21 protein-coding genes are annotated in these 22,887 nt (G+C 36.8%); 8 read left to right on the top strand and 13 right to left on the bottom strand.

The genetic code is table 11. From position 1 onward, the window contains the following. Positions 1-59 precede the first annotated feature (59 nt). On the top strand, positions 60-2,279 hold the full coding sequence (locus HHL23_RS15975) for an NADP-dependent isocitrate dehydrogenase (RefSeq protein WP_169235787.1): 2,220 nt from the start codon (positions 60-62) through the stop codon (positions 2,277-2,279). 211 nt (positions 2,280-2,490) lie between these two features. Here HHL23_RS15975 and HHL23_RS15970 read toward each other — a convergent pair whose 3' ends face one another. The 4 genes from HHL23_RS15970 to HHL23_RS15955 form a co-directional block, all read right to left on the bottom strand. After that, positions 2,491-3,483 carry an MBL fold metallo-hydrolase gene (locus tag HHL23_RS15970; RefSeq protein ID WP_169235786.1) on the bottom strand — a complete coding sequence of 331 codons (993 nt, stop codon included), beginning with the start codon at positions 3,481-3,483 and terminating at the stop codon, positions 2,491-2,493. A gap of 71 nt (positions 3,484-3,554) precedes the next feature. Next, positions 3,555-4,556, bottom strand: a complete 1,002-nt coding sequence (locus HHL23_RS15965) for an aldo/keto reductase (protein ID WP_169235785.1) — start codon at positions 4,554-4,556, stop codon at positions 3,555-3,557. Positions 4,557-4,644: 88 nt separating this feature from the next. After that, positions 4,645-5,550, bottom strand: a complete 906-nt coding sequence (locus HHL23_RS15960) for a helix-turn-helix domain-containing protein (RefSeq protein WP_169235784.1) — start codon at positions 5,548-5,550, stop codon at positions 4,645-4,647. 121 nt (positions 5,551-5,671) lie between these two features. Beyond that, on the bottom strand, positions 5,672-6,100 hold the full coding sequence (locus HHL23_RS15955) for a hypothetical protein (protein ID WP_169235783.1): 429 nt from the start codon (positions 6,098-6,100) through the stop codon (positions 5,672-5,674). A gap of 390 nt (positions 6,101-6,490) precedes the next feature. Between HHL23_RS15955 and HHL23_RS15950 the strand changes: the two genes are divergently transcribed. Further along, positions 6,491-6,778 carry a GNAT family N-acetyltransferase gene (locus HHL23_RS15950; protein ID WP_034725627.1) on the top strand — a complete coding sequence of 96 codons (288 nt, stop codon included), beginning with the start codon at positions 6,491-6,493 and terminating at the stop codon, positions 6,776-6,778. 1 nt (position 6,779) lies between these two features. On the opposite strand, the gene HHL23_RS15945 is transcribed toward HHL23_RS15950, so the two are convergent. Then, positions 6,780-7,874, bottom strand: coding sequence for an MBL fold metallo-hydrolase (locus HHL23_RS15945; RefSeq protein WP_169235782.1), 1,095 nt, complete (start codon positions 7,872-7,874; stop codon positions 6,780-6,782). 172 nt (positions 7,875-8,046) lie between these two features. On the opposite strand from HHL23_RS15945, the gene HHL23_RS15940 reads away from it, so the two are divergent. Continuing rightward, positions 8,047-9,579: a S41 family peptidase gene (locus HHL23_RS15940; RefSeq protein ID WP_169235781.1), complete on the top strand. Its 1,533-nt coding sequence runs from the start codon at positions 8,047-8,049 to the stop codon at positions 9,577-9,579. 43 nt (positions 9,580-9,622) lie between these two features. On the opposite strand, the gene HHL23_RS15935 is transcribed toward HHL23_RS15940, so the two are convergent. From HHL23_RS15935 to HHL23_RS15915, 5 genes are all read right to left on the bottom strand, one after another. Next, a complete protein-coding gene (locus HHL23_RS15935) occupies positions 9,623-10,213 on the bottom strand; it encodes a hypothetical protein (protein ID WP_169235780.1) in 591 nt (196 codons plus the stop codon). An 18-nt stretch (positions 10,214-10,231) separates the two neighbouring features. Continuing rightward, positions 10,232-10,732 (bottom strand): RNA polymerase sigma factor, encoded by a 501-nt coding sequence (locus HHL23_RS15930; protein ID WP_169235779.1) that lies wholly within the window; start codon positions 10,730-10,732, stop codon positions 10,232-10,234. 481 nt (positions 10,733-11,213) lie between these two features. Continuing rightward, positions 11,214-12,029, bottom strand: a complete 816-nt coding sequence (locus tag HHL23_RS15925; RefSeq protein ID WP_169235778.1) for a hypothetical protein — start codon at positions 12,027-12,029, stop codon at positions 11,214-11,216. Positions 12,030-12,041: 12 nt separating this feature from the next. Next, a complete protein-coding gene (locus tag HHL23_RS15920; RefSeq protein WP_169235777.1) occupies positions 12,042-12,551 on the bottom strand; it encodes an RNA polymerase sigma factor in 510 nt (169 codons plus the stop codon). Positions 12,552-12,707: 156 nt separating this feature from the next. Next, positions 12,708-14,336 carry an NADP-dependent glyceraldehyde-3-phosphate dehydrogenase gene (locus HHL23_RS15915; RefSeq protein ID WP_169235776.1) on the bottom strand — a complete coding sequence of 543 codons (1,629 nt, stop codon included), beginning with the start codon at positions 14,334-14,336 and terminating at the stop codon, positions 12,708-12,710. A 178-nt stretch (positions 14,337-14,514) separates the two neighbouring features. Here HHL23_RS15915 and tpx point away from each other — a divergent pair, with 178 nt between their 5' ends. Then, the gene (gene tpx / locus HHL23_RS15910) at positions 14,515-15,072 is read left to right on the top strand and encodes a thiol peroxidase (RefSeq protein ID WP_185194883.1); all 558 of its coding nucleotides are present in this window, start codon (positions 14,515-14,517) and stop codon (positions 15,070-15,072) included. Positions 15,073-15,131: 59 nt separating this feature from the next. Here tpx and HHL23_RS15905 read toward each other — a convergent pair whose 3' ends face one another. After that, positions 15,132-15,854, bottom strand: a complete 723-nt coding sequence (locus HHL23_RS15905; protein WP_169235775.1) for a TonB-dependent receptor plug domain-containing protein — start codon at positions 15,852-15,854, stop codon at positions 15,132-15,134. A 400-nt stretch (positions 15,855-16,254) separates the two neighbouring features. On the opposite strand from HHL23_RS15905, the gene HHL23_RS15900 reads away from it, so the two are divergent. Further along, positions 16,255-16,620 carry a helix-turn-helix transcriptional regulator gene (locus HHL23_RS15900; RefSeq protein WP_169235774.1) on the top strand — a complete coding sequence of 122 codons (366 nt, stop codon included), beginning with the start codon at positions 16,255-16,257 and terminating at the stop codon, positions 16,618-16,620. Between the two features lie 69 nt (positions 16,621-16,689). On the opposite strand, the gene HHL23_RS15895 is transcribed toward HHL23_RS15900, so the two are convergent. Then, on the bottom strand, positions 16,690-17,271 hold the full coding sequence (locus HHL23_RS15895) for a DUF6261 family protein (RefSeq protein ID WP_228464796.1): 582 nt from the start codon (positions 17,269-17,271) through the stop codon (positions 16,690-16,692). Positions 17,272-17,828: 557 nt separating this feature from the next. On the opposite strand from HHL23_RS15895, the gene HHL23_RS15890 reads away from it, so the two are divergent. The 3 genes from HHL23_RS15890 to HHL23_RS15880 are packed head-to-tail and all read left to right on the top strand — an operon-like array spanning position 17,829 to position 20,741. Continuing rightward, entirely contained in the window at positions 17,829-18,953 is a 1,125-nt protein-coding gene (locus tag HHL23_RS15890) for a DUF262 domain-containing protein (protein WP_169235773.1), read from the top strand. Next, the gene (locus HHL23_RS15885) at positions 18,946-20,082 is read left to right on the top strand and encodes an AAA family ATPase (protein ID WP_169235772.1); all 1,137 of its coding nucleotides are present in this window, start codon (positions 18,946-18,948) and stop codon (positions 20,080-20,082) included. The genes HHL23_RS15890 and HHL23_RS15885 overlap by 8 nt, the downstream gene beginning before the upstream one ends. After that, entirely contained in the window at positions 20,082-20,741 is a 660-nt protein-coding gene (locus tag HHL23_RS15880) for a hypothetical protein (RefSeq protein WP_169235771.1), read from the top strand. The genes HHL23_RS15885 and HHL23_RS15880 overlap by 1 nt, the downstream gene beginning before the upstream one ends. 66 nt (positions 20,742-20,807) lie before the next feature. Here HHL23_RS15880 and HHL23_RS15875 read toward each other — a convergent pair whose 3' ends face one another. Next, positions 20,808-22,793 carry a urocanate hydratase gene (locus HHL23_RS15875; RefSeq protein WP_169235770.1) on the bottom strand — a complete coding sequence of 662 codons (1,986 nt, stop codon included), beginning with the start codon at positions 22,791-22,793 and terminating at the stop codon, positions 20,808-20,810. Positions 22,794-22,887: the final 94 nt, after the last annotated feature.

Here is a 22,887-nt window from a genome sequence, read left to right as displayed (position 1 = left end):
AACAATCATATTTAGTAAATTTGTGATTCTTAAAAAATCAAATAATAAATACCAGTATAATGTCAGACAAATCAAAAATCTATTACACCCTTACGGATGAGGCTCCAATGTTGGCAACACACTCGTTTTTACCTATCGTAAAAGCATTTACAAAATCAGCAAACATTGAGATTGCCGTTCCGGATATTTCTTTGGCGGGAAGAATTCTAGCCAACTTCCCTGAGTTTTTGAAAGATGACCAGAAAATCGGTGATGCATTGGCTGAATTAGGTCAATTGGCCACTCAACCAGATGCAAACATTATCAAATTACCCAATATTTCAGCTTCTGCTCCTCAGTTAGATGAAGCTATTGCTGAATTACAGTCTAAAGGTTTTGCCGTTCCCAATTATCCTGCAGAGCCTAAGAATGATGACGAAAAAGCGATCAAAGCTAAATATGCTAAAGTTTTAGGAAGTGCTGTAAACCCTGTATTAAGAGAAGGGAACTCTGACAGACGTGCTCCGAAAGCGGTTAAAAATTATGCAAAAGCCAATCCTCACAGAATGGGTGACTGGGCTTCTGACAGCAAAACTGATGTTGCTCACATGGACAACGGAGATTTCTACGGAACAGAAACTTCTACCACGCTTGAGAATGCCACAAAATATAAAATTACATTCAAAGGAGCAGACGGTGCTGAAACTTTATTAAAAGATTTCGCAGGTCTTCAGGCGGGAGAAGTGATTGATTCTTCTGTAATGAACTTAAATGCTTTAAGAGCTTTTGTACAGAAAGCTATCGATGAAGCTAAAAACAGAAACGTCCTTCTTTCTGCTCACCTGAAAGCTACGATGATGAAAATCTCTGATCCTATTATTTTCGGAGCTATCATAGAAACTTTCTTTAAGGATGTTTTCACTAAATATGCTGAAACATTCAAATCTTTAGACGTTAATCCAAACAACGGTCTTGCTGACCTTTTTGATAAAATCAAAGGAAATGCTCAGGAAGCTGAGATTAAAGCCGATATTGAAGCTGCTTTAGCCAACGGACCAAGAGTGGCCATGGTAAATTCTGACAAAGGAATTACTAATTTCCATGTTCCTTCTGACATCATCGTTGATGCCTCTATGGCTGCCCTTGTAAGAGGAGGCGGTAAAATGTGGAACAAAGAAGGTAAGGAAGAAGATACGGTATGCATCATCCCGGACCGTTCTTATGCAGGTTTCTATCAGTCTGTTATTGATGATATGAAAGCGCACGGAAAATTAGATCCTACCACAATGGGTTCTGTTCCAAACGTAGGTTTAATGGCTCAAAAAGCTGAAGAATACGGTTCTCACGACAAAACTTTCCAGGCATCTGCAGACGGAACTATTGAAGTTCAGGACGAAGCAGGAAACGTTCTTCTTTCTCAAAAAGTAGAAACAGGTGATATCTTCAGAATGTGTCAGACGAAAGATGCTCCTATCCAGGACTGGGTAAAATTAGCGGTAAACAGATCAAGACTTTCTGATACACCTGCTATTTTCTGGTTAGACAAAGGAAGAGCGCACGACAGAGAAATCATCAAAAAAGTAGAAAAATATCTTAAGGATCATGATACTGCAGGTCTTGACATCAGAATTCTGGATGTAAAGGATGCTATGACTGAAACGCTTAAAAGAGCAAGAGAAGGGAAAGATACAATCTCTGTTTCAGGAAACGTATTGAGAGACTATTTAACGGACCTTTTCCCTATCCTTGAATTAGGGACTTCTGCAAAAATGCTTTCTATCGTTCCATTGATGAACGGAGGTGGTTTATTCGAAACAGGTGCAGGGGGTTCTGCTCCAAAGCACGTTGAGCAGTTCCTGGAAGAAGGTTATTTAAGATGGGATTCTCTAGGTGAGTTCTTAGCACTTCAGGCTTCTTTAGAGCACCTGGCTCAGACGCAGGGAAATACTAAAGCTCAGGTTTTAGCAGATGCATTAGACGAGGCTAACGCTAAATTCTTAGCGACTGATAAATCTCCAGCAAGAAAAGTCGGACAGATCGATAACAGAGGTTCTCACTTCTATTTAGCAATGTACTGGGCTGAAGCTTTAGCTAACCAGACTGCAGACGCTGAATTGGCTTCTCATTTTGCTCCGGTTGCAAACGCAATGCAGGAAAGCGAAGAGGTTATCAATGCCGAATTAATAAGCGCTCAGGGTAAGCCTCAAAATATTGACGGTTATTACAAAACTGACACCTATAAAACGTATGCAGCGATGAGACCAAGTACTGTTTTAAATGAAATCATTGACAGAATTTAATTCCTGATTGATATAAACGAAAGCTCCTTTTTAAGGGGCTTTTTTTGTGTCCGAATTAATAAATTTTGAAACCATTCCTAATTAAGTCTTCAAATAAATACTATTTAAAATACATTGCCATTCTCAAACTCTTTAGACTATTAATCAACAAATCCTCCCGGAAATGAGAGGATTTATTATAGAAACTATGTCGTAGAAAATTGAAGTTTAATTAGTTCATAAAGCTCTGAGGAATCCATTCATAGGCGGACCCTTTCTTTTTTGTAAAGCCAAGTCCCGGCCATGGAAGATGATAAGAAAAAGCTTTAGTCTTGGTTTCTGCTAACTGTGATAAGAGTTTTTTACGGGATTCTACAGCAATATCAAGATCTGTATCCCCTGAAAAACCCCATTCAGGATGCGGAAAAAGGATCACATCGGAATGGATAAGATCTGCCACATATATGAGTGTATCGCTACCGGAAGAAATAGTCATGACCGTAAGTCCGGGTGTATGTCCGGGAGCGAGCTGAAAACTGAAATGATCATACAAAGGCTTTTTAAAGTCATAAAACCTGAGCTTCGGACGAATTGTTTTCAGAATATTCTGGATAGGCGGAATCACCTGATTAAGAAATTCCGGCTGGGTCTTTAGAAAGCTGTTTTTAAAATCTTTCATGGAAGCCTGTAGCCAAAAGTCATGTTCAATCTTTGAAATGTAAAAATCTGCATTGGGGAAAACCAAATTATTCTGTTTGTCTACCACTCCACCGATATGATCCGGGTGAGCATGGGAAATAAAAACATCTGTGATATCTTTCGGAGAAAACCCGGCCTTTTGAAGACTTTTTAAAAGAAAACCAGTTCTTTCATCAGCAAAAATCCCCATTCCGGTATCCAATAAAACGATTCTGTCCTTGGTTTTGACAAGCATCAGATTCATCGCCATGTCTATATAATCATCCGGTCGGAAATTATCCCTCAGAATTGTTTTCAATTGAGGCACATCGGCTCTCGGACAGAATGTATCGACATTTTTCTCGTGAATATATCCATCCGTAAGAATGAATACCTCCAATTCTCCCAGTTTTATCTTTTTAAATCCGGAAAGATCTTCTTCCGAATCCGGCACAATTGTTTTAGTTCCTGCAAAAACATCTGTAAAAGGGACAAAGCTTAATGCGCCTGCCATCAGTCCGTTTTTTAAAAGTTCTCTTCTGTTCATAATCAAAATAGGTGTTTTTATAATAGATCCGGATTCCTGAATAATAAGCAGGAATCCGGAAATAGGGATGTTTAGTTGTTGACTAATTTCATAGAACCTTCAGTATATCTCTCCCCTACATTAGGGTATTTTTTAAGAAGACTATCGATGGTTTCCAGATCTGATGGTGAAAGATCGATGTTCACCGCTTCAATATTCTCTTCCAGATATTTGATGCGCTTAGTTCCTGGAATCGGAATGATATCTTCTCCCTGGTTTAACACCCACGCCAGGGCTAACTGAGTTCCTTTTATACCTTTAGACTGAGCAAATTCATTGATTTCTCTGGCCAGGTTTCTGTTATTTTCCAAATACTCTTCCTGATAGCGCGGTAATGTCTTTCTGAAATCTTCGTCACCAAAATTCTGCACTTCATTGATATTGGCAAAAAGGCCTCTTGCCAACGGAGAATATGGCACCAATGTAATTCCCAGTTCTCTGATGGTCGGAAGTATTTCATCTTCTATATCCTTGGTAAGAATGGAATATTCTGACTGCAACGCTGTGATCGGGTGAATGGCATTCGCTTTTCTGATAGACTCCGGAGAAGCTTCTGATAACCCAAGATACTTTACTTTTCCTGCTTTTACCAATTCTGCCATAGCACCTACCGTTTCTTCTACCGGAATATTCGGATCAATCCGGTGGGCGTAATAAAGATCAATGGTATCTATTTTCAGTCTCTGAAGACTTAAATCAACGGCTTTTTTGATCCATTCCGGCGAACCGTCAAAATACGTTCCCGGAGCTCCGCTGTGACTTGGTTTTCCATCTTTAAACCTGAATCCGAATTTGGTAGCTATAAAGATCTTATCCCGGTTGGGAACCAAAACCTTTGAGATCAGTTTTTCATTTTCTCCGGCTGCATACATATCTGCCGTATCCCAAAAGTTGACCCCTAAGTCTAATGCTTTGTGTAATGTGCTGATGCTTTCCTGTTCATCTGCCGGGCCATAAGCAAAGCTCATTCCCATACATCCTAAACCTACTGCAGATAACTGCTCTCCTGTGTTTCCTAATTTTCTGAATTTCATAATGGGTTGTGATTTTAAATTGATAAGACAAAATTATAACAAGGACAGCCCGGATGCTCTATAGAATTCAAACTAAGAATTATAAAAATCAAACAACCGTTGTTCTGACGGCATTGGGAGCTAATCCGGTCTGCTTTTTAAAGAAGTTGGTAAAATAAGCAGGCTCTTCAAATCCTAATCCATAGGCAATTTCGGAGATATTCCAGTCTGTATGTTTCAGCAGTGCGCTGGCTTCCTGAGTAATTCTTGAAGCAATCTGCTGGCTTGTAGTCTTTCCGGTCATTTCTTTTACGGAACGATTTAAAGAGTTGACATGAATGGACAAACTTTGTGCATAATCATTGGGTGTTTTTAACTTCAAATAGGCTTCAGGGCTGTCAATGGGAAACTGTCTTTCAAGAAGTTCCATAAATAATGAAGCAACCCTATGTGACGCATTCTGATAGGGCTCAAAGTTTTCCGCAGGATGCATTTTCATGGTTTCATGAATCAAAAGATGGAGGCAGGTACGGAGCATATCATATTTGTGCATATACTCGGACTCGATCTCGGACATCATCTTGATAAAAAGATCTGAGATAGTCTTCTGCTGTTCTTCATCGACAAAGAAAATAGGGGTTCCTCCAATTTTAAAAAGTTGTGAATCCTGAAGATTCCCCAGACGGGTACCATTCTGCAGAAACTGGTCTGTAAAAAGACAGAACCAGCCAGTCTGGTCATCATTCTCTGCTTCCCAGGAATAAGGAACGATGGGATTTGAAAATAACAGGGCTGGACGGTCTACATAGATCCATTTATCTGCATAATGAAGCTTTCCTTTTCCAATAATCAGTGAAATTTTATAATAATCTCTCCTGCTATAAGGGGTTAAGAGTGAGCAGCTTTCCCGTGTAAACACATTAAAATGTCCTACTCCTGCAGTGGTATCAGTCTCCAGCCTCTGTACTGAAGCATTGCGTAAATAAAATCCTTTTATTGTTTCTTTAGATTCCATAGTACTAAGTTATAAAATTCAAACGAATAAAAATATTTAAATTCTGATTATAGATACCATAAAAAATGACCGGCAAAAATGCCAGCCATCTAAAATTGAATATATAGTTGATATTTGAGACTTAATGATGTCCCTTTTTGTGTTCTTTTTTATATTCCTTTCTATACTCTTTGTATTGTTTGGAATTACTTTTCTTATAGTTATTCTTGTTACGGTTATAGACCGCTACAGGATTCTGGCCTTTATAGTATTTAGTTTTAAACTTAGTATACTTTTCTCTTCCAAGTATTCTTTCTATTTCATAATACCTGTCTTCTCTCCATCGATCGGGCTGGCTTACATAAGCCCTGTTCCAGGAATCATAATCACGGTATCTGTCATTTAAAGCATTCAGTTGGTTGGTTTGTGCTACCGAAAGCAGTAGATCTGCAGCCACGGATTGCCAGTTAACATCTGTGATACTTCTTCTGTAATCGTTATAATAATCTGACTGCGCATAAGTGAGGCCAAATGTGCCTGCAAGCATTAATGCAATTAATATTTTTTTCATCTTTTAGCTTGTTTTAAAGTTAAACTGTTTTAGCATAGTCAATTAAAATGCCAATCTCATAAAGCACAATCCTAATCTTTGTTAAAAAAACAAATCACCCCTGGTCCATCTTAGAATAATATCCTCAGAACTTTGTTCAGCACACCACGAATTACAAGTAAAGGACCCTTGTTATAAGCTCTTAGTCTGAAACACTACAACGCGCTCACCTTTTTAAAAGAACTTAAAATTTCGTTAAGTTTAGGGAAAACTCATGTTTCGTATTATTTTAATTTGTAATTTTAAGAGTGAGAAGTATAAATCCGATAGGATTGTCATGTTGCCAGATTATTCAATGCTTGATGAACTGAATGAAGCAAATCATTTAAACTCAACTAAATCTTAATTATTATGGAAAATATAAAGTTTGAGATATCTCCCTATCAGGACGAACTGCAACTATTATTGGATGGAGAGAAAGCAGGATATATGTCTATAAAAATTGACGGAAGGCTCCTGATCGTTTATTATACCAAAATTATTGAGGAACGTGAAGGGCACGGCTATGCCAAAATGCTTTTGGATGAACTGGTACGCTATTCTGAGGAAAAAGATCTTCTGGTAGATCCGGAATGTGATTTTGTACGCCAGCAGTTTGAAAACCATCCTGCAAGGTACAAGGACATCTGGCATGCCTGAATCAGTCTTCCCACCAATTTCTGAACTGATGGTCAAAATGGTTCAAATCCAATACTTCCCCAATCATCGGGGTAAGGATATTGAGACCTTTTTCTTTTCCTAAATCTGTTACTTTCTGAAGCGGTTCATTCCAGGGATGAAGAGCCAGTGCAAATTTTGAAGAATGAACAGGAATAATATTTTTTACTTTTAAATCAATCGCTGCCTGAATGACATCTTCGGGCAGTGCATGTATATATTTCCAGGCTTCATCGTATTGTCCGTTCTCAAGAACTGCATAATCAAAAGGACCCACTTGCTCCCCTACCGTTTTAAAATGAGAGTCGTATCCACTATCACCGCCCAAAAATATCTTTTTCGTAGGAGTTTCCAGAACGTAGGATGTCCACAGCGTATTGTTTTGCTTTATTTTCCTTCCGGAAAAATGCCTCGCCGGTGTGAAGGTTATTTTTAGATTATTTTTTAAAAGCACTTCTGTTCCCCACTCCTCTTCAATCAAACTTTCTTCATGGTAGCTCCATCTTTCAAAATGTGCTCCGGCTCCCAAAGGCACAATAACCCTGCCCGTCCGGTCTTTAATTGATTTCACTGTTGGATAATCCAAATGGTCAAAATGATCATGCGTAATCACCAAATAATCAAGATTGGGAATATCTTCCGGTTTAAAAATATCTGATCCTTTAAAAGCTTTGTTGAAATATTTAAAAGGAGAACCATATAAACTCAGTACCGGATCGATCAGAAAGGAAACACCGTCGGTCTGAAGAAAATAGGATGAATGCCCCAGCCAGATGAACACATCCTGGTTTTTCTGGATATTTCTTAAATCTGTATGAATAGAAGGAATCGCTTTTAATGGCTTTAGCAAAGGATCTTTTTTACCGAATAGGAAATCATAAGTGACTTTTAGGGTACTGTGCCCTTCAGCAATATTAGGAGTATGGCTGATATTCTGAAATTCCCTGTTTTTATAAAGTTTTGACTGTTTTATGCGTTGCAATCTTTTGCCTTTCGGTTCTGCTCCGAAAGCCGGCAGATTCATTACTATGAAGTACATGGCAACCAGAAAAACAACAATTAAAATCAAATATATCATCTGCATTTAAATAAGGGACAAAGGTATTGACTTTTACTTTCTCTTAAAAATATCATTCTATAGAAGGTTATTTTTAACTAAATTTATAAAGCTTTTGGAATAATTTATTATTTATTTAATCGAGAATAATCTTAAACTTTTTAACTTAGCCGATTGAAAAAGTCAAAACACATTGAAAAATTATTCGATCATATTGCTGGCAGCAGCCCTTTCTTCATGTGCTTCTATCAGAAGGCATAATGAACAGAGAGCGTCATGCATTGAACCGGACAAGCTTAAGGAGGACATAGACTATGCCTACTCTAAGCTTCAGAAGATGCATCCCCAGCTTTATTGGTATATTTCCAAACAGGATCTTGACCATAAATTTGACAGCCTGAAACAGACAATCAACGAACCTCTGACTCCGCTGCAGTTTTATTTTAAACTGCAACCCGTTATTGCAGATATCCGTGAAGGACATTTGTCGCTGAGAATCCCCAGAAAAAAGTTTTCGAAAAGAGAAATCAAAACTATTGAAAATAAGAAAGGAATGTTCAGCCGTTTTGAATATTATGTAAAAGATAATCATCTCTATATCATTCAAAACAGAGACTCAATAGAAAATATACAACCGGGAACTGAAGTTTTGTCTATCAATGCTATTCCTGTTACTGAATATTTAAAAAAATACCGTGAACTCATCAGCAGCGACGGCTATAACAATACCTTTCAGTCTTATTTTTTAAAGGATGTTTTCTTTAATTTTTATACTGCAGAAAACGGGTTTAAAAACACCGCAACTATAGAAACACTGTACAACGGTGAAAAACACACATATACATTACACCGGGAATCCAAATCCAAAAATGATCTGGACCAGGATAAACAGCTGGAAAAACGCACTCCTGAGAAGAAAGTGAATGATTATGTAGCCTCAAGCAATTCTTATAACCGGAATTTCAAATTTCTAGATAAAGACAGCACAACAGCGTATATAAAAGTAAAAAGTTTTTCAAGGGATTATTCTGATAAGTTTTACAAGGAAACATTTGCAAAGATAAAAAATGCCGGATCCAAATACCTTATCATAGACGTCCGCAACAACTACGGCGGGTCTTTGTATGAGATCAACAACCTGTATTCATATCTGGCTCCGAAGCCCTATGTCCTGATAAAACCATCACAGCTTACGTCAAGACTGACTCCTCTAAAGACCAATTATTTCAGAAAAAGCAGTGCTTTTCAATATGCTTTTAAGAGTCTGGCCTACCCTACTTATGTTTTTGCCCAGACTTTCAGTACTTATAAAAAAGATGGAAAGGTCTACTATAAAATGAAAGCAGATCAACCTACGAAACCCAACAAGAACGCCTTCAATGGGAAGGTTTTTGTACTGATCAACGGCGGAAGTTTTTCAGCGTCTTCAATTATCACAGCGAAACTGAAATATGATAAACGGGCAGTTCTTGTAGGCGAAGAAACCGGCGGTGCGAATGACGGAACTGTTGCAGGATTTTATTCCTACCAAAAGCTACCTAATTCGAGGATCAATCTTCCTATTGGATTGTTATTGGTGCAACCCAACATCGATTTTCTGAATACAAAAAAAGGAGTCATCCCTGATATTACCATTACAGAAAGCATGCAGGATATTATCGATAAAAAAGATCCGCAGCTGGAATGGGTAAAAAAAGAAATTGCAAAAGAAAAAGAACATCAATAGTTTTATACGGTTTCGGCGGGCTTTCAGCCCGCCGAAACTGTTTTCACTTTTTTAATTCCTTCACAAGATCTTCAATATGTACAATATATCTTCCGTAGTAACGGTTGAACCAGAATTTCCCCGTCACAAACAGCACAAATAATCCTATCGTAACTGAACTGATCAGAATTACGGCCGTTTTTATTTCACTCATGGGTTCAGGCCAAGGAATAAATTCTATCACAATGATCATTTCGCAGACGATAAAAGGCACAAAGCTCAGATAATAGGATAGATAATACTGTTTATTCAGATTAACCTGCATCACCAGATCTTTTAAAGAATCATATGTTTTGAGCATCGGATTGCTGATATCGCTGTAAAGCCTGAAAAATTTACTAAAAAAGAAGATCGTAACCATCAGCATTGACGCTATGAGAACCGTAATATAAAACTGTAGTTTAAAGGGTCTGCAGAAAGCGCATACTATAAATGAAAATATAAAGATTCCAATGATGGACCAGAATTCCATGCGCATATTTTTACGCATTTTTTCCAGCGGAAGGTTGATCTTATTTCTTTGCTCCATACTTATTTCAGGTGCTTCTTCGGAAACATCTTCATTCCAAGCGTTTTTTAATTCATCTATATTCATTTGGGATTGATTTAAAAATTATGATTTATTTGAGTTCAGGATATCCTTAAGCTTATTTTTGGCGCGGTTCATTCTTACCCTTGCATTACCTTCGGAAATCCCCATCTGCTCTGCAATATCTTTTCCTGAAAAATCTTCCAGATAGTAAAAAATAAAAGCTTTATCGATAGGATTCAACTGACGGATCGCTCTATACATCTGAGCAAGTTTCTCTTCTTTTCCGTCATCATATTCATCCTGAATGACTTTAAAGACGGACAATTCCCCATTAGAAATAAAACTTCTCTTTTTCTCAGATTTCAGAAAAATAATAGCGGTGTTGAGGGCAATCCTGTACAGCCAAGTAGAAAATTCACTCTGCCCTCTGAAGTTGAGATAGGCTTTCCAAATCTGGTAGGTAATTTCCTGAAAAAGATCATCGCGGTCGTCTTTTTCGGACATATACATTTTAGAAATCTTAAAAATGATTCCTTTATGTTTTTCTATTTTGTCTAAAAATTCCTGCTCTAACGAGTTCATATCTTCGGGCTCTATAGAGTTAGTTTTAATTGTAAAAAAATGTTACAAATATTTTTTAAAATAAAAAACCCAACAGAAAATTCCTGCCGGGTCTCATTGTGTGTTTTATTTAGTTTTTCTCAAGCATCCGTTAAAAAACATAGCCTTTGGACGAAATAATCTTAATCTATAAACTTTCTCTTAAATGGTTTATCTATTAAATTAAACAGTTAGTTAAAAATTTGAGCCTCAACAACTAAAATATGTGACTAACATTTTATATTTCTAATAGTTAGTAGAAAAAAAGAAAAAATGTTACACCATTTGGGGAAAAATTTACATTAAAAAACAATATTATATTTCTTGTCATTTTCACAAGCTCCTTAGCCCTCTCATACAGGCGGTTTTTAACAGACCGATTTTTTATTAATTCGTATAAAAAAATAGCCCCATCAGAAAATGTCTGTCGGGACTAATGGATATGATTAAATTTATGAAGAAATCAATTCAGTCTGTCTAACGCTTTTTGAAGTATGTGAAGATCAATAAAATCAAGTTTTACACCGATAATGATGAATAGCAAAAGAACCAGCGTCAAAAATATAATGATAAAAATATATACCGAGACAAACCATATCACCGTATTCAGGATATTTCCTTTGAGCCCGAATTTATTCATGAAAAATCTCTGGGAGCGCTCAAACCATGAATTTTTTCTGGCCTTTTTCTGTTCTATTTCCAGACCATTCAGTTCATCCACCAAGCGTACCACATCTTCTATATAGCGGCCGTACATATAATAGATCCAATATTTTATAATGAACCAGACCAGCATCAGGGTCATCAGAAAACTGACTCCAAAAATAGCCAGGTTGTATTTCGCTTCAAAATGAAAGTTGATCTTGATGAGCGATAACAGAAAAGCAAGCGGAATGTAGGAAATATAATAGGAAATGTAGATTTCTTTCGATATTAAAAGCTGTGTTTTAAGGTTAAACAGATCATAGTTTGTATTGATACCACTTTTACGAAGTATTTTGTAAAGCTTGAGAAAACGGGAATAGAAATAAATAATAAACCCCATCGTCAGTGCAACGACAAAAGCTGATATGGTGACAATATTTGTATCTCCGGAAGCAAACGGAAATCCTATCAGAAGCATAGGCATGGTGACAACCATCAGCCAGAATTCTGTTTCCATATTGATCCTGAGCATTTGCATTGGTGAATGGATCTCTGTCTGTTTTTCAATGGAAATTTCAGGCAAATCCTCTTTGTTGTCTTTATTCCAAAGTGTTTTAAAATTTTCTAACTCCATTTGTTTTTGTTTTTAAATCTGGTCACTCTTTTGCTTTTCGATGATTTCCTTTAATTTTGTCTTGGCTCTATTCATCTTTACACGGGCATTCACTTCGGTAATACCTAGCTGACGGGCGATCTCTTTGCCCGGAAAATCTTCCAAAAAGAAAAAAATAAGTGCCTTGTCTATAGGACTGAGTTGGTGGATAGCCTCATACATCAGCTTCATATTTCTATCATCTGCATCATTATAGGATTCATGTGGAACTACAAGATTCTCTATACCCTGATTTTGTATAAAACTACGTTTTTTTTCACTGCGCAAAAATACAATCGCTGTATTAAGTGCAGTCCGGTAAAGCCATGTAGAGAAGTCACTCCTCCTCTGGAAATCTCCGTATGATTTCCAGGCCTGATAAATGATCTCCTGATAAAGATCATTTTGATCATCCTGATCGTCCATATACATTTTAGAGATCTTGAAGATAACACCTTTATGCTTCTCTATTTTCTCTAAAAATTCTTTTTCCATTAAAGACATGTTCGAAACTCTACTCGTAAAGCAGCATTTTGATAAAAACACTGCTTTTTTAACACAAAAAACTAAAAACTCTCTGTCTCAAAGTACAAAATCCTCAAAAAATAAATAAATTTATTGAGGATTATTATTTTATGTTAAATAGAATCAGAAATCTATCTAGAAAATGTAGTCTGTGCTTAGAAAATTAGAATCATGTTCTCTCACGATTGTATTTAATAATTTCTTATTGGAATCCGTCAGTTTTGCAGCTACCAGAGACCTGATTGAAAATGAGCGAAGCGCATCAAATACAGAAAGTGTTCCTTCTGCGCTGTCTTTTCTTCCTGTAAACGGAAAAACATCCGGTCCACGTTGCGCCTGACAATTGATGTTGACACGGCTTACCAGATTCACAAACGGATCGATTAGCCTGGAAACTTCCTGCGGATCTTCACTGAAGATGCTCACCTGCATTCCGTGGGACGCATTCACCTGATAATCGATAGGCTCTTCTATATCTTCAAACGGAACCACCGGGATCACCGGACCAAACTGTTCTTCATGATATAATTTCATCTCGCTGTTAACCGGATAAACCACTGCAGGAAAAACAAAAGATTCTTCTGTAAATCCTCCGTTTTCATTTAAAACTTTTCCACCTTTTGCCAAAGCATCTTCAATACATTCTTTCAGATAAGGAGGTTTGTTTACTTCAGGAAGTGGGGTTACTTTGACGTCTTTTTCCCACGGCAGCCCCGGCTTCAGGGCAGAAACAGCAGCACTTAATTTTTGTATAAATTCTTCAGCAATTTCTTTTTGAACAAATATCAATTTTAGGGCGGTACAGCGCTGCCCGTTGAAAGATAATGCTCCAAGGATACATTCGCTCACCGCAACATCCAGATTGGCATTTTTAGTCACGATGGCAGCATTTTTAGCATCAAGGCTCAGGATGGCGCGCAAACGGTTGACTTTAGGGTGCAGCTTTTTCAGTCCGTTCGCCACTTTGCTAGATCCGATAAAGGCCAGAACATTTACTTTTCCACTTTCCATGATCGGGGTAATGATCTCTGAACCTTTACCGTAAAGGGTATTTACCGTTCCTTTCGGGAAGGCTTCTTTAAATGCATTCAGTAAAGGATAATGGGCTAAAACACCATGCTTTGGAAGTTTAAACAATATCGTATTTCCCATGATCAGTGCAGGAATCAATGTGGTGAAGATCTCATTTAAAGGATAATTGAATGGTCCCATGCTTAAAACAACGCCCAACGGAGCTCTTCTGATCTGCGCTATGGTTCCTTCAGCTTCCTGAAAACGGGAAGATTCCCGGTCCAGATCTTTCAAGGCATCAATGGTTTGATTGATGTAATCTACGGTTCTGTCAAATTCTTTAGTAGAGTCGGCGAGCGTTTTTCCGATCTCCCACATCAGCAGTTTGATGACCAGGTCACGCTGCTCAATCATGAGATAAACAAACTTCTGCATGCATTGTATACGTCCTTCTACAGACATGGTTGGCCATTCGCCCAAGCCATTATCATAGGCTCTCACGCAAGCTTCAAGAACTTCCATTGCTTCTTTGGGGCCGATATTGGGAATACTTCCGAGAAGTTTTCTTTCCAGGCCGTTTTCTGTAGGAATACAGACGGGTGAGTAGATATCCTGAACCTCTCCTTTCCATTCTACCAGTTCTCCATTGAGAAGGTAGACCTTTTGGTGGATCTCGGGAACTTTAAATTCTTCTGGAATTTCGCTTTCGCTTTTAAAAATATCTTGAAATAACGGCTTATTTACTGAATCCATAAATTTTATTTTTTTTGATAACTGAGTGTGATTCTAAAATTATACAGAATAAAGGTAGCCGTTAAAATCGATTTTAAAAAGAGGCAGTTGATAGATTTGCTCTATTTATCGGGTATTTGAATTAAAATTAACAAACGGAGACTAAAAAAAGAATAATTTTGTTTCAAAATAAAATTACATGTTTTCAAAAATAATTTTCAGTACGTTATTCCTTTTCTCAGTATGTACGTTCGCTCAGAATACAGTAATGATGGGAGGAAAACCGGTACATACCTACGCCAAACTGCCGGCAGTGAATAAGGCAGCGCCCAAGTTTACGCTTACAGATGTTACGATGAAGGATCAGACTCTTGATTCTTACAAAGGAAAATTCATTATTCTTAATATTTTCCCAAGTGTAGATACAGGTGTTTGTTCGGCTTCTGTACATCATTTCAATGAAGATGCAGCTAATATTCCAAACACAGTGGTTCTTTGTATTTCCAAAGATCTTCCTTTTGCCCAAAAAAGATTTTGTGGTGCAGAAGGAATCAAGCATGTGGTGATGCTTTCGGATTTCCGTTCTGATTTCGGGAAAACTTATGGGGTGGAAATCACAGATTCTGTGATGAAAGGGCTTTTAAGCAGAGCCGTTGTGGTAATTGATCCTTCAGGAAAGATTGTGTATGAAGAGCAGGTGGATGATATTTCGCATGAACCTAATTATGAGGCTGCTATTGCAGCGGTAAAAAAGTAAGTTTTTGCTTTTGAAATAATTTAAAACGAGTTGCGGCGATCTTCGATCGCCGCAACTCGTTATTTTTTTAGCTTTTCTTTCTTTTTAGTGGTTACTACAATAACGCCGTTTTGAGCTTTTGAGCCATAAATTGCCGTTGCAGAAGCCCCTTTCAGAACATTCATCGTTTTTATTATTTTAGTGTCCATCGAACTGAGTTCTTCAAAACTACTCACCTTTCCATTGATTACACATAAAGGCTTTTCAGTACTCCTCAGCGTTGATGAAGCACCTCCGATCCTCATTTTCCGATGAGCTTTATCGTCTTGTTGTACAGTGGAAATTCCCTTACCCATCAAACCGCTCAGCTGGGCCTGCATTTCACTCTGTTGAGTATTCGCTATAAGATTTCCCGGTATTACGGTCGTTGAACCCAGCAGTTTTTTTTGTTTTTGGGGGAAGATCACAACGTCTTTTATTTCGTCTGATTTTAAAGTATCGTGTACTTCATTTTGCTGTGCATATACGGAAACAAATCCTCCTGTTGTCAACATAAAACCGACCGCAAACTTCGTAAAGAGTGAATTGATAAAAGAATATTGCAGATCTCTGTTAAGCTGCGATGCATTAAAATTTCCACAAATATCTTCTGAAGAATGGGAAAAAACCTCTATAATTTCCTGATCAGAAGCCCCGGCGAAATCCCGGACAGTTTTGGAACAAACGGAACAAAATCTACCTTTCTCTTCGGGCGTCATCATTTCCCAGTTTTCGTGACATGGTTTTGGTATGGTGATTTTCATAGTCTCTTTTTATATAGAGATGCTGTAATTATGGAAAAGGTTGGAAATATTTAGACAAGTTCTGTAAAAACAAGCCGTAAAAAACTTTTATTTTTTATGGTTGGAACATCGCAAAGACGCAAGTTATATGACAAAAACACGTTTTAAGGTGCAAAGATTTTATCTCTGATAAAATTTAGTACCGCCCATTTCACAATGAATCTATAGCTGAAAGTCTTTGATTTTCTTGCGCTTTAAATATTCATGCAGCTGTAAGAAACCTTGCGCTTTTGCGATTTCCCAACAAAGCAAAGAATACCCTTTGATCTGAAACAAAAAAGAATCATCAAATGTTGCCGCTAAAAAACCTAACCCCTATTTTTTTTGCGTAATATTTTGCATATTTGTACAAAATACGGTTATGCAAAAAGAAAAACTACGCGACGTAAGAAAAAGAAAAGGCTTTACACAACAGCAGATCGCAGATATCATTGCAACAGATGTTTCCAACTACAGCAGAAAAGAAAGCGGAGATGTAAGCATCCGAAAAGAAGAATGGGAAAAAATCGCCCGTTTTCTTGAAGTTCCTTTGGAGGAAATTTATCAGGAAGATGAAGCTAAAAACATAAATCATTTTAATAACAATACAATTGATGTAGGGAATATCAATGGTAATTATTACTGCAATGTCCCGGAATTCCTTCTGGAAAGCCAGAGAGAGCTTATACAGATTCTGAAAAAGGAAAATCAAAGGTTGGAGGAAGAACTGAAAAAGTATAAAAAATAAATAGTCGAATTTTGATTATCAGATATAAAAAAACTCAGCGGTGTGCTGAGTTTTTTTGTTCCTATTGTTTTAAGATGGCTTTTCCGGTTTGGGGGTTACGATAGAAGAATTTTTCGCGGCCTTTACCAATTCATTAACATCATTGTAGAAAAGTTCCCAACCCGAAACTCCTTTCATTACGGTTAATAAACTGATATACGCTTTCAGATTTTTTTCCAGATCCTTTCGGATGGCCGATGCGCTTTTCATCTGACGAAGATCTGCATTAATCATTGCCTGTTCAGAAAAAAGCGTTTCAAAAGCTTCATGTTTGGCTTTCATATCAGCCAATGCGGTTTCCAGAGAAAGGGCTGTGATTTTCTGTGTATTCTCGGAACTTTCAAGGGTTTCGATCAGCTTTTTCATTTGAGCAGTCTGGGAAGAATAGCTTATTCGGTCGAGATCCAGCCCGAAAGTTTTAAATACCTGATACAGGTCTTCCGCCAGCTGATAATTGGCGGCAGAAGAAAGCTTCCGGTACCCGTTCAGGAATGCTTTCATACTGTTGTACGCAACATCTCTTTCATGATCCAACGCGGCAACGTCTTTTCCTTTTCCGCTGTAGACCTGTTTGGTATATACCCTATCGTATTCGATATAGGAGTCCTGCAAATCCGTAAGCAGCGGATGGTTGGCAATAACCGGATATTTCCCTGACTAGGCATTTGAAATAGTTCTCTGAGCTAAAGTCGCAAGATCTTTAGTACTCAGCTTGGTGAGTGCGATTTCCATACGTGTTTTTGTGTATTTGTTAGTGAATTGATACTGATTTTCAGAATCAAATATATTAAAAAGTCACTAGGTTACAAATACCGTTGCGCGTAATCTTCGGAACACTTCTTTGGCTGCCTGCACGTTGCGGGAGACTTCCGGAGTCCTCCGGAGATTAGAATCACGCTTGTTTTGAAGTTCCGGAGGAGTACGGAAGTTACAAACAGAGTTGTTTTAAACAAACGGAGAAGTTGGGAGGTTTATTTTACGATTTTTTTTACTGAAAAGTAAAAATGTTTTAGCAGAAGTGAAAATATTTTGTGTATTGATTTTCTTCAAAAAAAAATAATCCAATTAAAATCTAAAACTATCTTTATTATTCAGAATGATTTCTTTATAAGCAAATACGATATTTATTATCATCTTTTTTTTACTTTTGTCATAAAATACCATATACAATGAATGAAGGTTTAAATAAAGAAATAATAAAGCTTGATGAGGATGTTGTTGATGATTCTAATTCTAGTTCTAGTTTATACCCATACGATCCTATTCTCAATGATTTGGATATGGGCGTGGAACAATTTTCTATTTTTGAACTTTTACGTCAAAAAAAGAAGCAAAAAATTATCACACAACCTGATTTTCAAAGAAATTTGGTATGGAACACTAAAGCCAAATCTAAATTTGTAGAATCAATTTTACTAAATTTTCCTATTCCATTCATATACTTTAATGAACGAATAGATTCTGAAACAAAAGAATCTAAATATATGATTATCGATGGTTTGCAACGAACTACTACTCTAGAAGAATTTTATAACAACCAATTTCCACTATCACAATTAGAAGCTGTTCCAAAATATAATGGTTTTTTTTATAAAGATTTACCGGATAATTTACAAGCTAAATTTGAAGACAAAAAACTTAATATATTTATCTTAAAGCCTTCTACGCCAATGGAAGTCATTTATGATTTATTCAATAGAATCAATACTGGAGGTACACAACTCAACAGACAAGAAATTCGAAATTGTATTTTTATTGGAAAATCTACAGCTCTCCTTAAAGAATTATCAGAAGAACCTTATTTCAAGTCTGCTATTTCTGATGGTGTTTCACCTCAAAGAATGAAGGATCGAGAACTTATTTTACGTTACATCGCCTTTCGTTATTTTGATTATGAAAAGGAATATATTGGTAATCTAAGTAATTACATAGAGGATGCAATGAGAAAAATAAATAAATGGTCTGGTAAGCAAATAGAAGAGGTAATTAAAGATTTTGAAAGAGTAATGAAATACTCATATCAAATTTGGGGTGACAAAAATTTTAGAATTCCTACTCTCAGTACAAAAGGGACTATTAATATGGCGGTTTTTGAAAGTGTCTCACATGCTATTTCGTTAATGAGTGATGACTTCATTAAAAAAAATAAAAATACTATCAAAAAAAATTACACTCAATTAATCCGCAATCAAAGTTACATTGATGCGGTTACTCGCTCAACTAATACCAAAGAAAGGGTTAATACAAGATTTAATTTAGCTACTGAAACACTAAAAGAAAACATATATGATTAAAGAAATATTCCTTAAAAATTTTAAATGTTTTGATGAGAAAGTTTCCTTTACGGCAAATAAACTTAATCTTCTTACAGGAATAAATGGTCGAGGTAAATCATCATTACTACAATCAATACTGCTTATTTCTCAATCTAATTGGAATATTTGGGATAAAGAGGAAAACCAAATATATCTTAATAGTTCGTATGTAGAACTTGGGACGTATGAAGATATAAAAAATAGCTACACTACAAATAAAGTAATTGAGATAGGTTTTACTCTAGAAAGTGATAGTGTAGAAGAAAAAGTAAACTATCTTCTATCAGAAAATGAACAGGATCATTTGCAGCTATCTGCAAGATTGAGTTTAGAAAATGGAAATATATCTCTTGCTGATGTTTCTAGTTTTTTTAAAAATATTCATTATGTTTCAGCCGACAGAATTGGTCCTAGAAAATATGTAGAAAAATTATCCATTCCAAAAAGTATTCATACCGGTGCTAAGGGTGAGTACAGCATTAATGTATTATACCATACTAAAAAACAAGGAACTACTGTACATGAGAAATTGTATAGAGGCGAAAATGCATATACAATTTTAGAACAAACAGAGGAATGGCTTAGTTATATATTAGATGGAGCAAATCTTAAACTGATAGGGGAAGAACAAGAAAGTAGTATTTTAAGTCTTTTGATTAATAATAGAAATGATGGGAAAATTTATAAGTCTATCAATGTAGGCTTCGGATACAGCTATATACTTCCTATTATTATTACAGGTCTTATTGCTAAAAAAGGAGAGGTTATAATTATTGAAAATCCAGAGGCTCACCTTCATCCCAAAGCGCAATCTAAAATAATAGAGTTTCTTACAAAGGTAGTAGATATTGGTGTACAAGTGTTTGTAGAATCTCATTCAGATCATATTATAAATGGAATTCTTGTACAATGCAAAAAGCACGAGGACAACTCTGAAGAAGGAATTAGTAAGGATAATGTCAGCATCTATCAGTTTGAAAGAGATGAAAATAGCCCTAGCTCCATAGCGCATAAAATAATCATAGAAGAGGGAGGTATAATTCGTTTTGCGCCCGAAGGATTTTTTGATCAAATTACTACAGATACTGACTTTTTATTTGATTTATAATGATAGATAAATTTTGTTTTTATATTGATGATGCTTTCTTTGAAGAACCAATAACAATTCAAATTATTAAAGACTTTCAAATATTATTTGAAGTTTCCAGACAATTAGGTGTGAAAGCTATCTATAATAAAAGTAAATTCAAAAATGCAATTGGAAATATTCAATATGATAATGCGTTGCCAAAATTCAAAAATAAAGTGAAAGATTTTCTAAAAGATTTTGAAGGAGTTGATAGCATTACTCAATCACAAGCCAAAGTAAATATTACTTTGGCCAAAGTTTGTAATCAAAGAATAAATCATTTTAGTAATGCAAAAAGTACTTGGTCATTGATTAATAAAACACTGCCTCCAAGAAAATTTAATCCACATTACCCAAAACATGGAAGAAGAAGAGAAAACGGCATTCTTATACCTGCACATTCCGGCGAATCACAATTATATTGTGTTGACAGAAATTCTCAAAAATTATTAGATGACGCTATTTTTGATTTGAGGAAAAGATCCAACTTTCATATCAATTATGACGAGGTCGAAAAATTATTTATACTTTTCCCAAATGAACGGACGGCAGACAACACTTTTCATGCCTATCATAATAATTTAGATAAGTCAAATAATACTATACCGACATCAATTAAAAAATATTTTGGTAAGTAAATAAATGAGACTATCAATTTTTTGACAGTCTCATTTATCAAACATATTATGTTGATTAGATTATTTTTAAAACAAATTCTCATCCACAAAATTCGGAAGCGTTACTTTCAGATTAGGTTCTGCTTCCATGGCTCTTTTAATGGCGAAAACAGCACCTTCATTTCTGGCCCAGCTTCTTCTGGAAATTCCGTTGTTCACGTCCCAGAACAGCATAGATTTCAGTCTTCGGTCTGCTTCAGCACTTCCGTCCAGAAGCATTCCGAAACCACCGTTGATTACTTCGCCCCAGCCTACTCCGCCACCGTTATGGATAGACACCCATGTAGCCCCGCGGAAACTGTCGCCAATTACGTTGTGAATTGCCATATCTGCGGTAAATCTTGAACCGTCATAGATATTGGAAGTCTCTCTGTAAGGAGAATCTGTACCGGAAACATCGTGATGATCCCTTCCTAAAACAACAGCTCCAATCTCCCCGTTTTTAATGGCATTATTGAAAGCTTCTGCGATCTTCATTCTTCCTTCTGCATCTGCATAAAGGATTCTTGCCTGTGAACCTACCACCAGTTTATTTTCCTGAGCACCTTTGATCCACTGGATATTGTCTTTCATCTGCTGCTGAATCTCTTCAGGAGAGTTTTTTACCATCTCTTCCAAAACAGCACAAGCAATATCATCTGTTTTCTGCAAATCTTCCGGTTTTCCGCTGGCACATACCCAACGGAACGGTCCGAAACCGTAATCAAAACACATGGGACCCATAATATCCTGAACATAGCTCGGATATTTGAATTCTCTTCCTAAGGTAGGATTTTCAGCCATTACATCTGCTCCTGCTCTGGAAGCTTCCAGCAAAAAGGCATTTCCGTAATCAAAGAAGTACGTACCCTTCTGAGTATGTTTATTGATCGCCGCAGCGTGTCTTCTTAATGTTTCCTGAACTTTTTCTTTAAATAATTCAGGATCTTCAGCCATCATTCTATTGGATTCTTCAAAGCTTTGTCCTGCCGGATAATAACCACCAGCCCAAGGGTTGTGAAGCGATGTCTGATCTGAACCGATATCGATTTTTAAGTTTTTCTCATCAAATTTTTCCCAAACCTCAACAATATTTCCAAGGTAAGCGAGAGAAACGGTTTCTTTATTTCCCTGAGCCTTTCTTACTCTTTCTATCAGTTCATCTATATTCTCATAAATCTCATTCACCCACTTCTGGTCGTGACGGATCTTTGTGATTTTTGGATTTACTTCAGCACATACGGTGATACAGCCTGCAATATTCCCTGCTTTTGGCTGTGCGCCACTCATTCCTCCCAATCCGGAAGTTACAAAAAGTCCTCCCTGCGGTTCTTTTTTAATCTTTCTGAAAGCATTCAGTACCGTAATCGTGGTTCCATGAACAATTCTCTGCGGACCGATGTACATATAACTTCCCGCCGTCATCTGCCCATATTGGGTAACGCCTAGTGCATTGAATTTCTCCCAATCATCCGGTTTGGAGTAATTAGGAATCATCATTCCATTCGTTACAACGACTCTTGGAGCATCTTTGTGAGAAGGAAATAATCCCATCGGATGCCCGGAATACATGGTTAAAGTCTGTTCGTCTGTCATTTCAGACAAATATTTCATCGTCAGAAGATATTGTGCCCAGTTGGAGAATACAGCTCCGTTTCCACCATAGGTAATCAGTTCGTGAGGATGCTGCGCCACTGCATAATCAAGATTATTCTGAATCATCAGCATGATGGCTTTTGCCTGCTCCGATTTCCCGGGATAATCTGCGATGGACCTTGCCTTCATTTCATAATCCGGACGGAATCTGTACATATAAATTCTCCCGTATTTCTCCAGTTCCTCTCTAAATTCAGGCAACAGTTCTGCATGAAACTGAGGTTCGAAATAACGTAATGCATTTTTCAGGGCAAGCTTTTTCTCTTCTTCCCCTAAAATTTCTTTACGCTTCGGTGCATGGTTGATATTGGTTTCGTATGGTTTAGGCTGTGGCAGCTGATTCGGAATCCCCTGCTGTATCTGTTCTTGAAATGTCATATTGCTATCTAGTTCAATGTTTAGAATTCAACGTTTTGAAGTTTTAAAGATATTCAAATTACGAAATATAGGCAAGGGAATTTGATGATGTCTT

Source organism: Chryseobacterium antibioticum, from assembly GCF_012927325.1.
GTDB classification, from domain to species: domain Bacteria; phylum Bacteroidota; class Bacteroidia; order Flavobacteriales; family Weeksellaceae; genus Chryseobacterium; species Chryseobacterium antibioticum.
This window is presented reverse-complemented; position numbering and strand designations above follow the sequence as displayed.

Bases quoted from the DNA above. Each gene is read 5' to 3' on its own strand.
- HHL23_RS15930 (WP_169235779.1), bottom strand. From the start codon at position 10,732: ATGAACTCGTTAGAGCAGGAATTTTTAGACAAAATAGAAAAACATAAA.
- HHL23_RS15945 (WP_169235782.1), bottom strand. From the start codon at position 7,874: ATGATATATTTGATTTTAATTGTTGTTTTTCTGGTTGCCATGTACTTC.
- HHL23_RS15960 (WP_169235784.1), bottom strand. From the start codon at position 5,550: ATGGAATCTAAAGAAACAATAAAAGGATTTTATTTACGCAATGCTTCA.
- HHL23_RS15965 (WP_169235785.1), bottom strand. From the start codon at position 4,556: ATGAAATTCAGAAAATTAGGAAACACAGGAGAGCAGTTATCTGCAGTA.
- HHL23_RS15915 (WP_169235776.1), bottom strand. From the start codon at position 14,336: ATGGATTCAGTAAATAAGCCGTTATTTCAAGATATTTTTAAAAGCGAA.
- tpx (WP_185194883.1), top strand. From the start codon at position 14,515: ATGTTTTCAAAAATAATTTTCAGTACGTTATTCCTTTTCTCAGTATGT.
- HHL23_RS15885 (WP_169235772.1), top strand. From the start codon at position 18,946: ATGATTAAAGAAATATTCCTTAAAAATTTTAAATGTTTTGATGAGAAA.
- HHL23_RS15900 (WP_169235774.1), top strand. From the start codon at position 16,255: ATGCAAAAAGAAAAACTACGCGACGTAAGAAAAAGAAAAGGCTTTACA.
- HHL23_RS15875 (WP_169235770.1), bottom strand. From the start codon at position 22,793: ATGACATTTCAAGAACAGATACAGCAGGGGATTCCGAATCAGCTGCCA.
- HHL23_RS15905 (WP_169235775.1), bottom strand. From the start codon at position 15,854: ATGAAAATCACCATACCAAAACCATGTCACGAAAACTGGGAAATGATG.
- HHL23_RS15925 (WP_169235778.1), bottom strand. From the start codon at position 12,029: ATGGAGTTAGAAAATTTTAAAACACTTTGGAATAAAGACAACAAAGAG.
- HHL23_RS15920 (WP_169235777.1), bottom strand. From the start codon at position 12,551: ATGTCTTTAATGGAAAAAGAATTTTTAGAGAAAATAGAGAAGCATAAA.
- HHL23_RS15890 (WP_169235773.1), top strand. From the start codon at position 17,829: ATGAATGAAGGTTTAAATAAAGAAATAATAAAGCTTGATGAGGATGTT.
- HHL23_RS15935 (WP_169235780.1), bottom strand. From the start codon at position 10,213: ATGAATATAGATGAATTAAAAAACGCTTGGAATGAAGATGTTTCCGAA.
- HHL23_RS15955 (WP_169235783.1), bottom strand. From the start codon at position 6,100: ATGAAAAAAATATTAATTGCATTAATGCTTGCAGGCACATTTGGCCTC.
- HHL23_RS15975 (WP_169235787.1), top strand. From the start codon at position 60: ATGTCAGACAAATCAAAAATCTATTACACCCTTACGGATGAGGCTCCA.
- HHL23_RS15880 (WP_169235771.1), top strand. From the start codon at position 20,082: ATGATAGATAAATTTTGTTTTTATATTGATGATGCTTTCTTTGAAGAA.
- HHL23_RS15950 (WP_034725627.1), top strand. From the start codon at position 6,491: ATGGAAAATATAAAGTTTGAGATATCTCCCTATCAGGACGAACTGCAA.
- HHL23_RS15970 (WP_169235786.1), bottom strand. From the start codon at position 3,483: ATGAACAGAAGAGAACTTTTAAAAAACGGACTGATGGCAGGCGCATTA.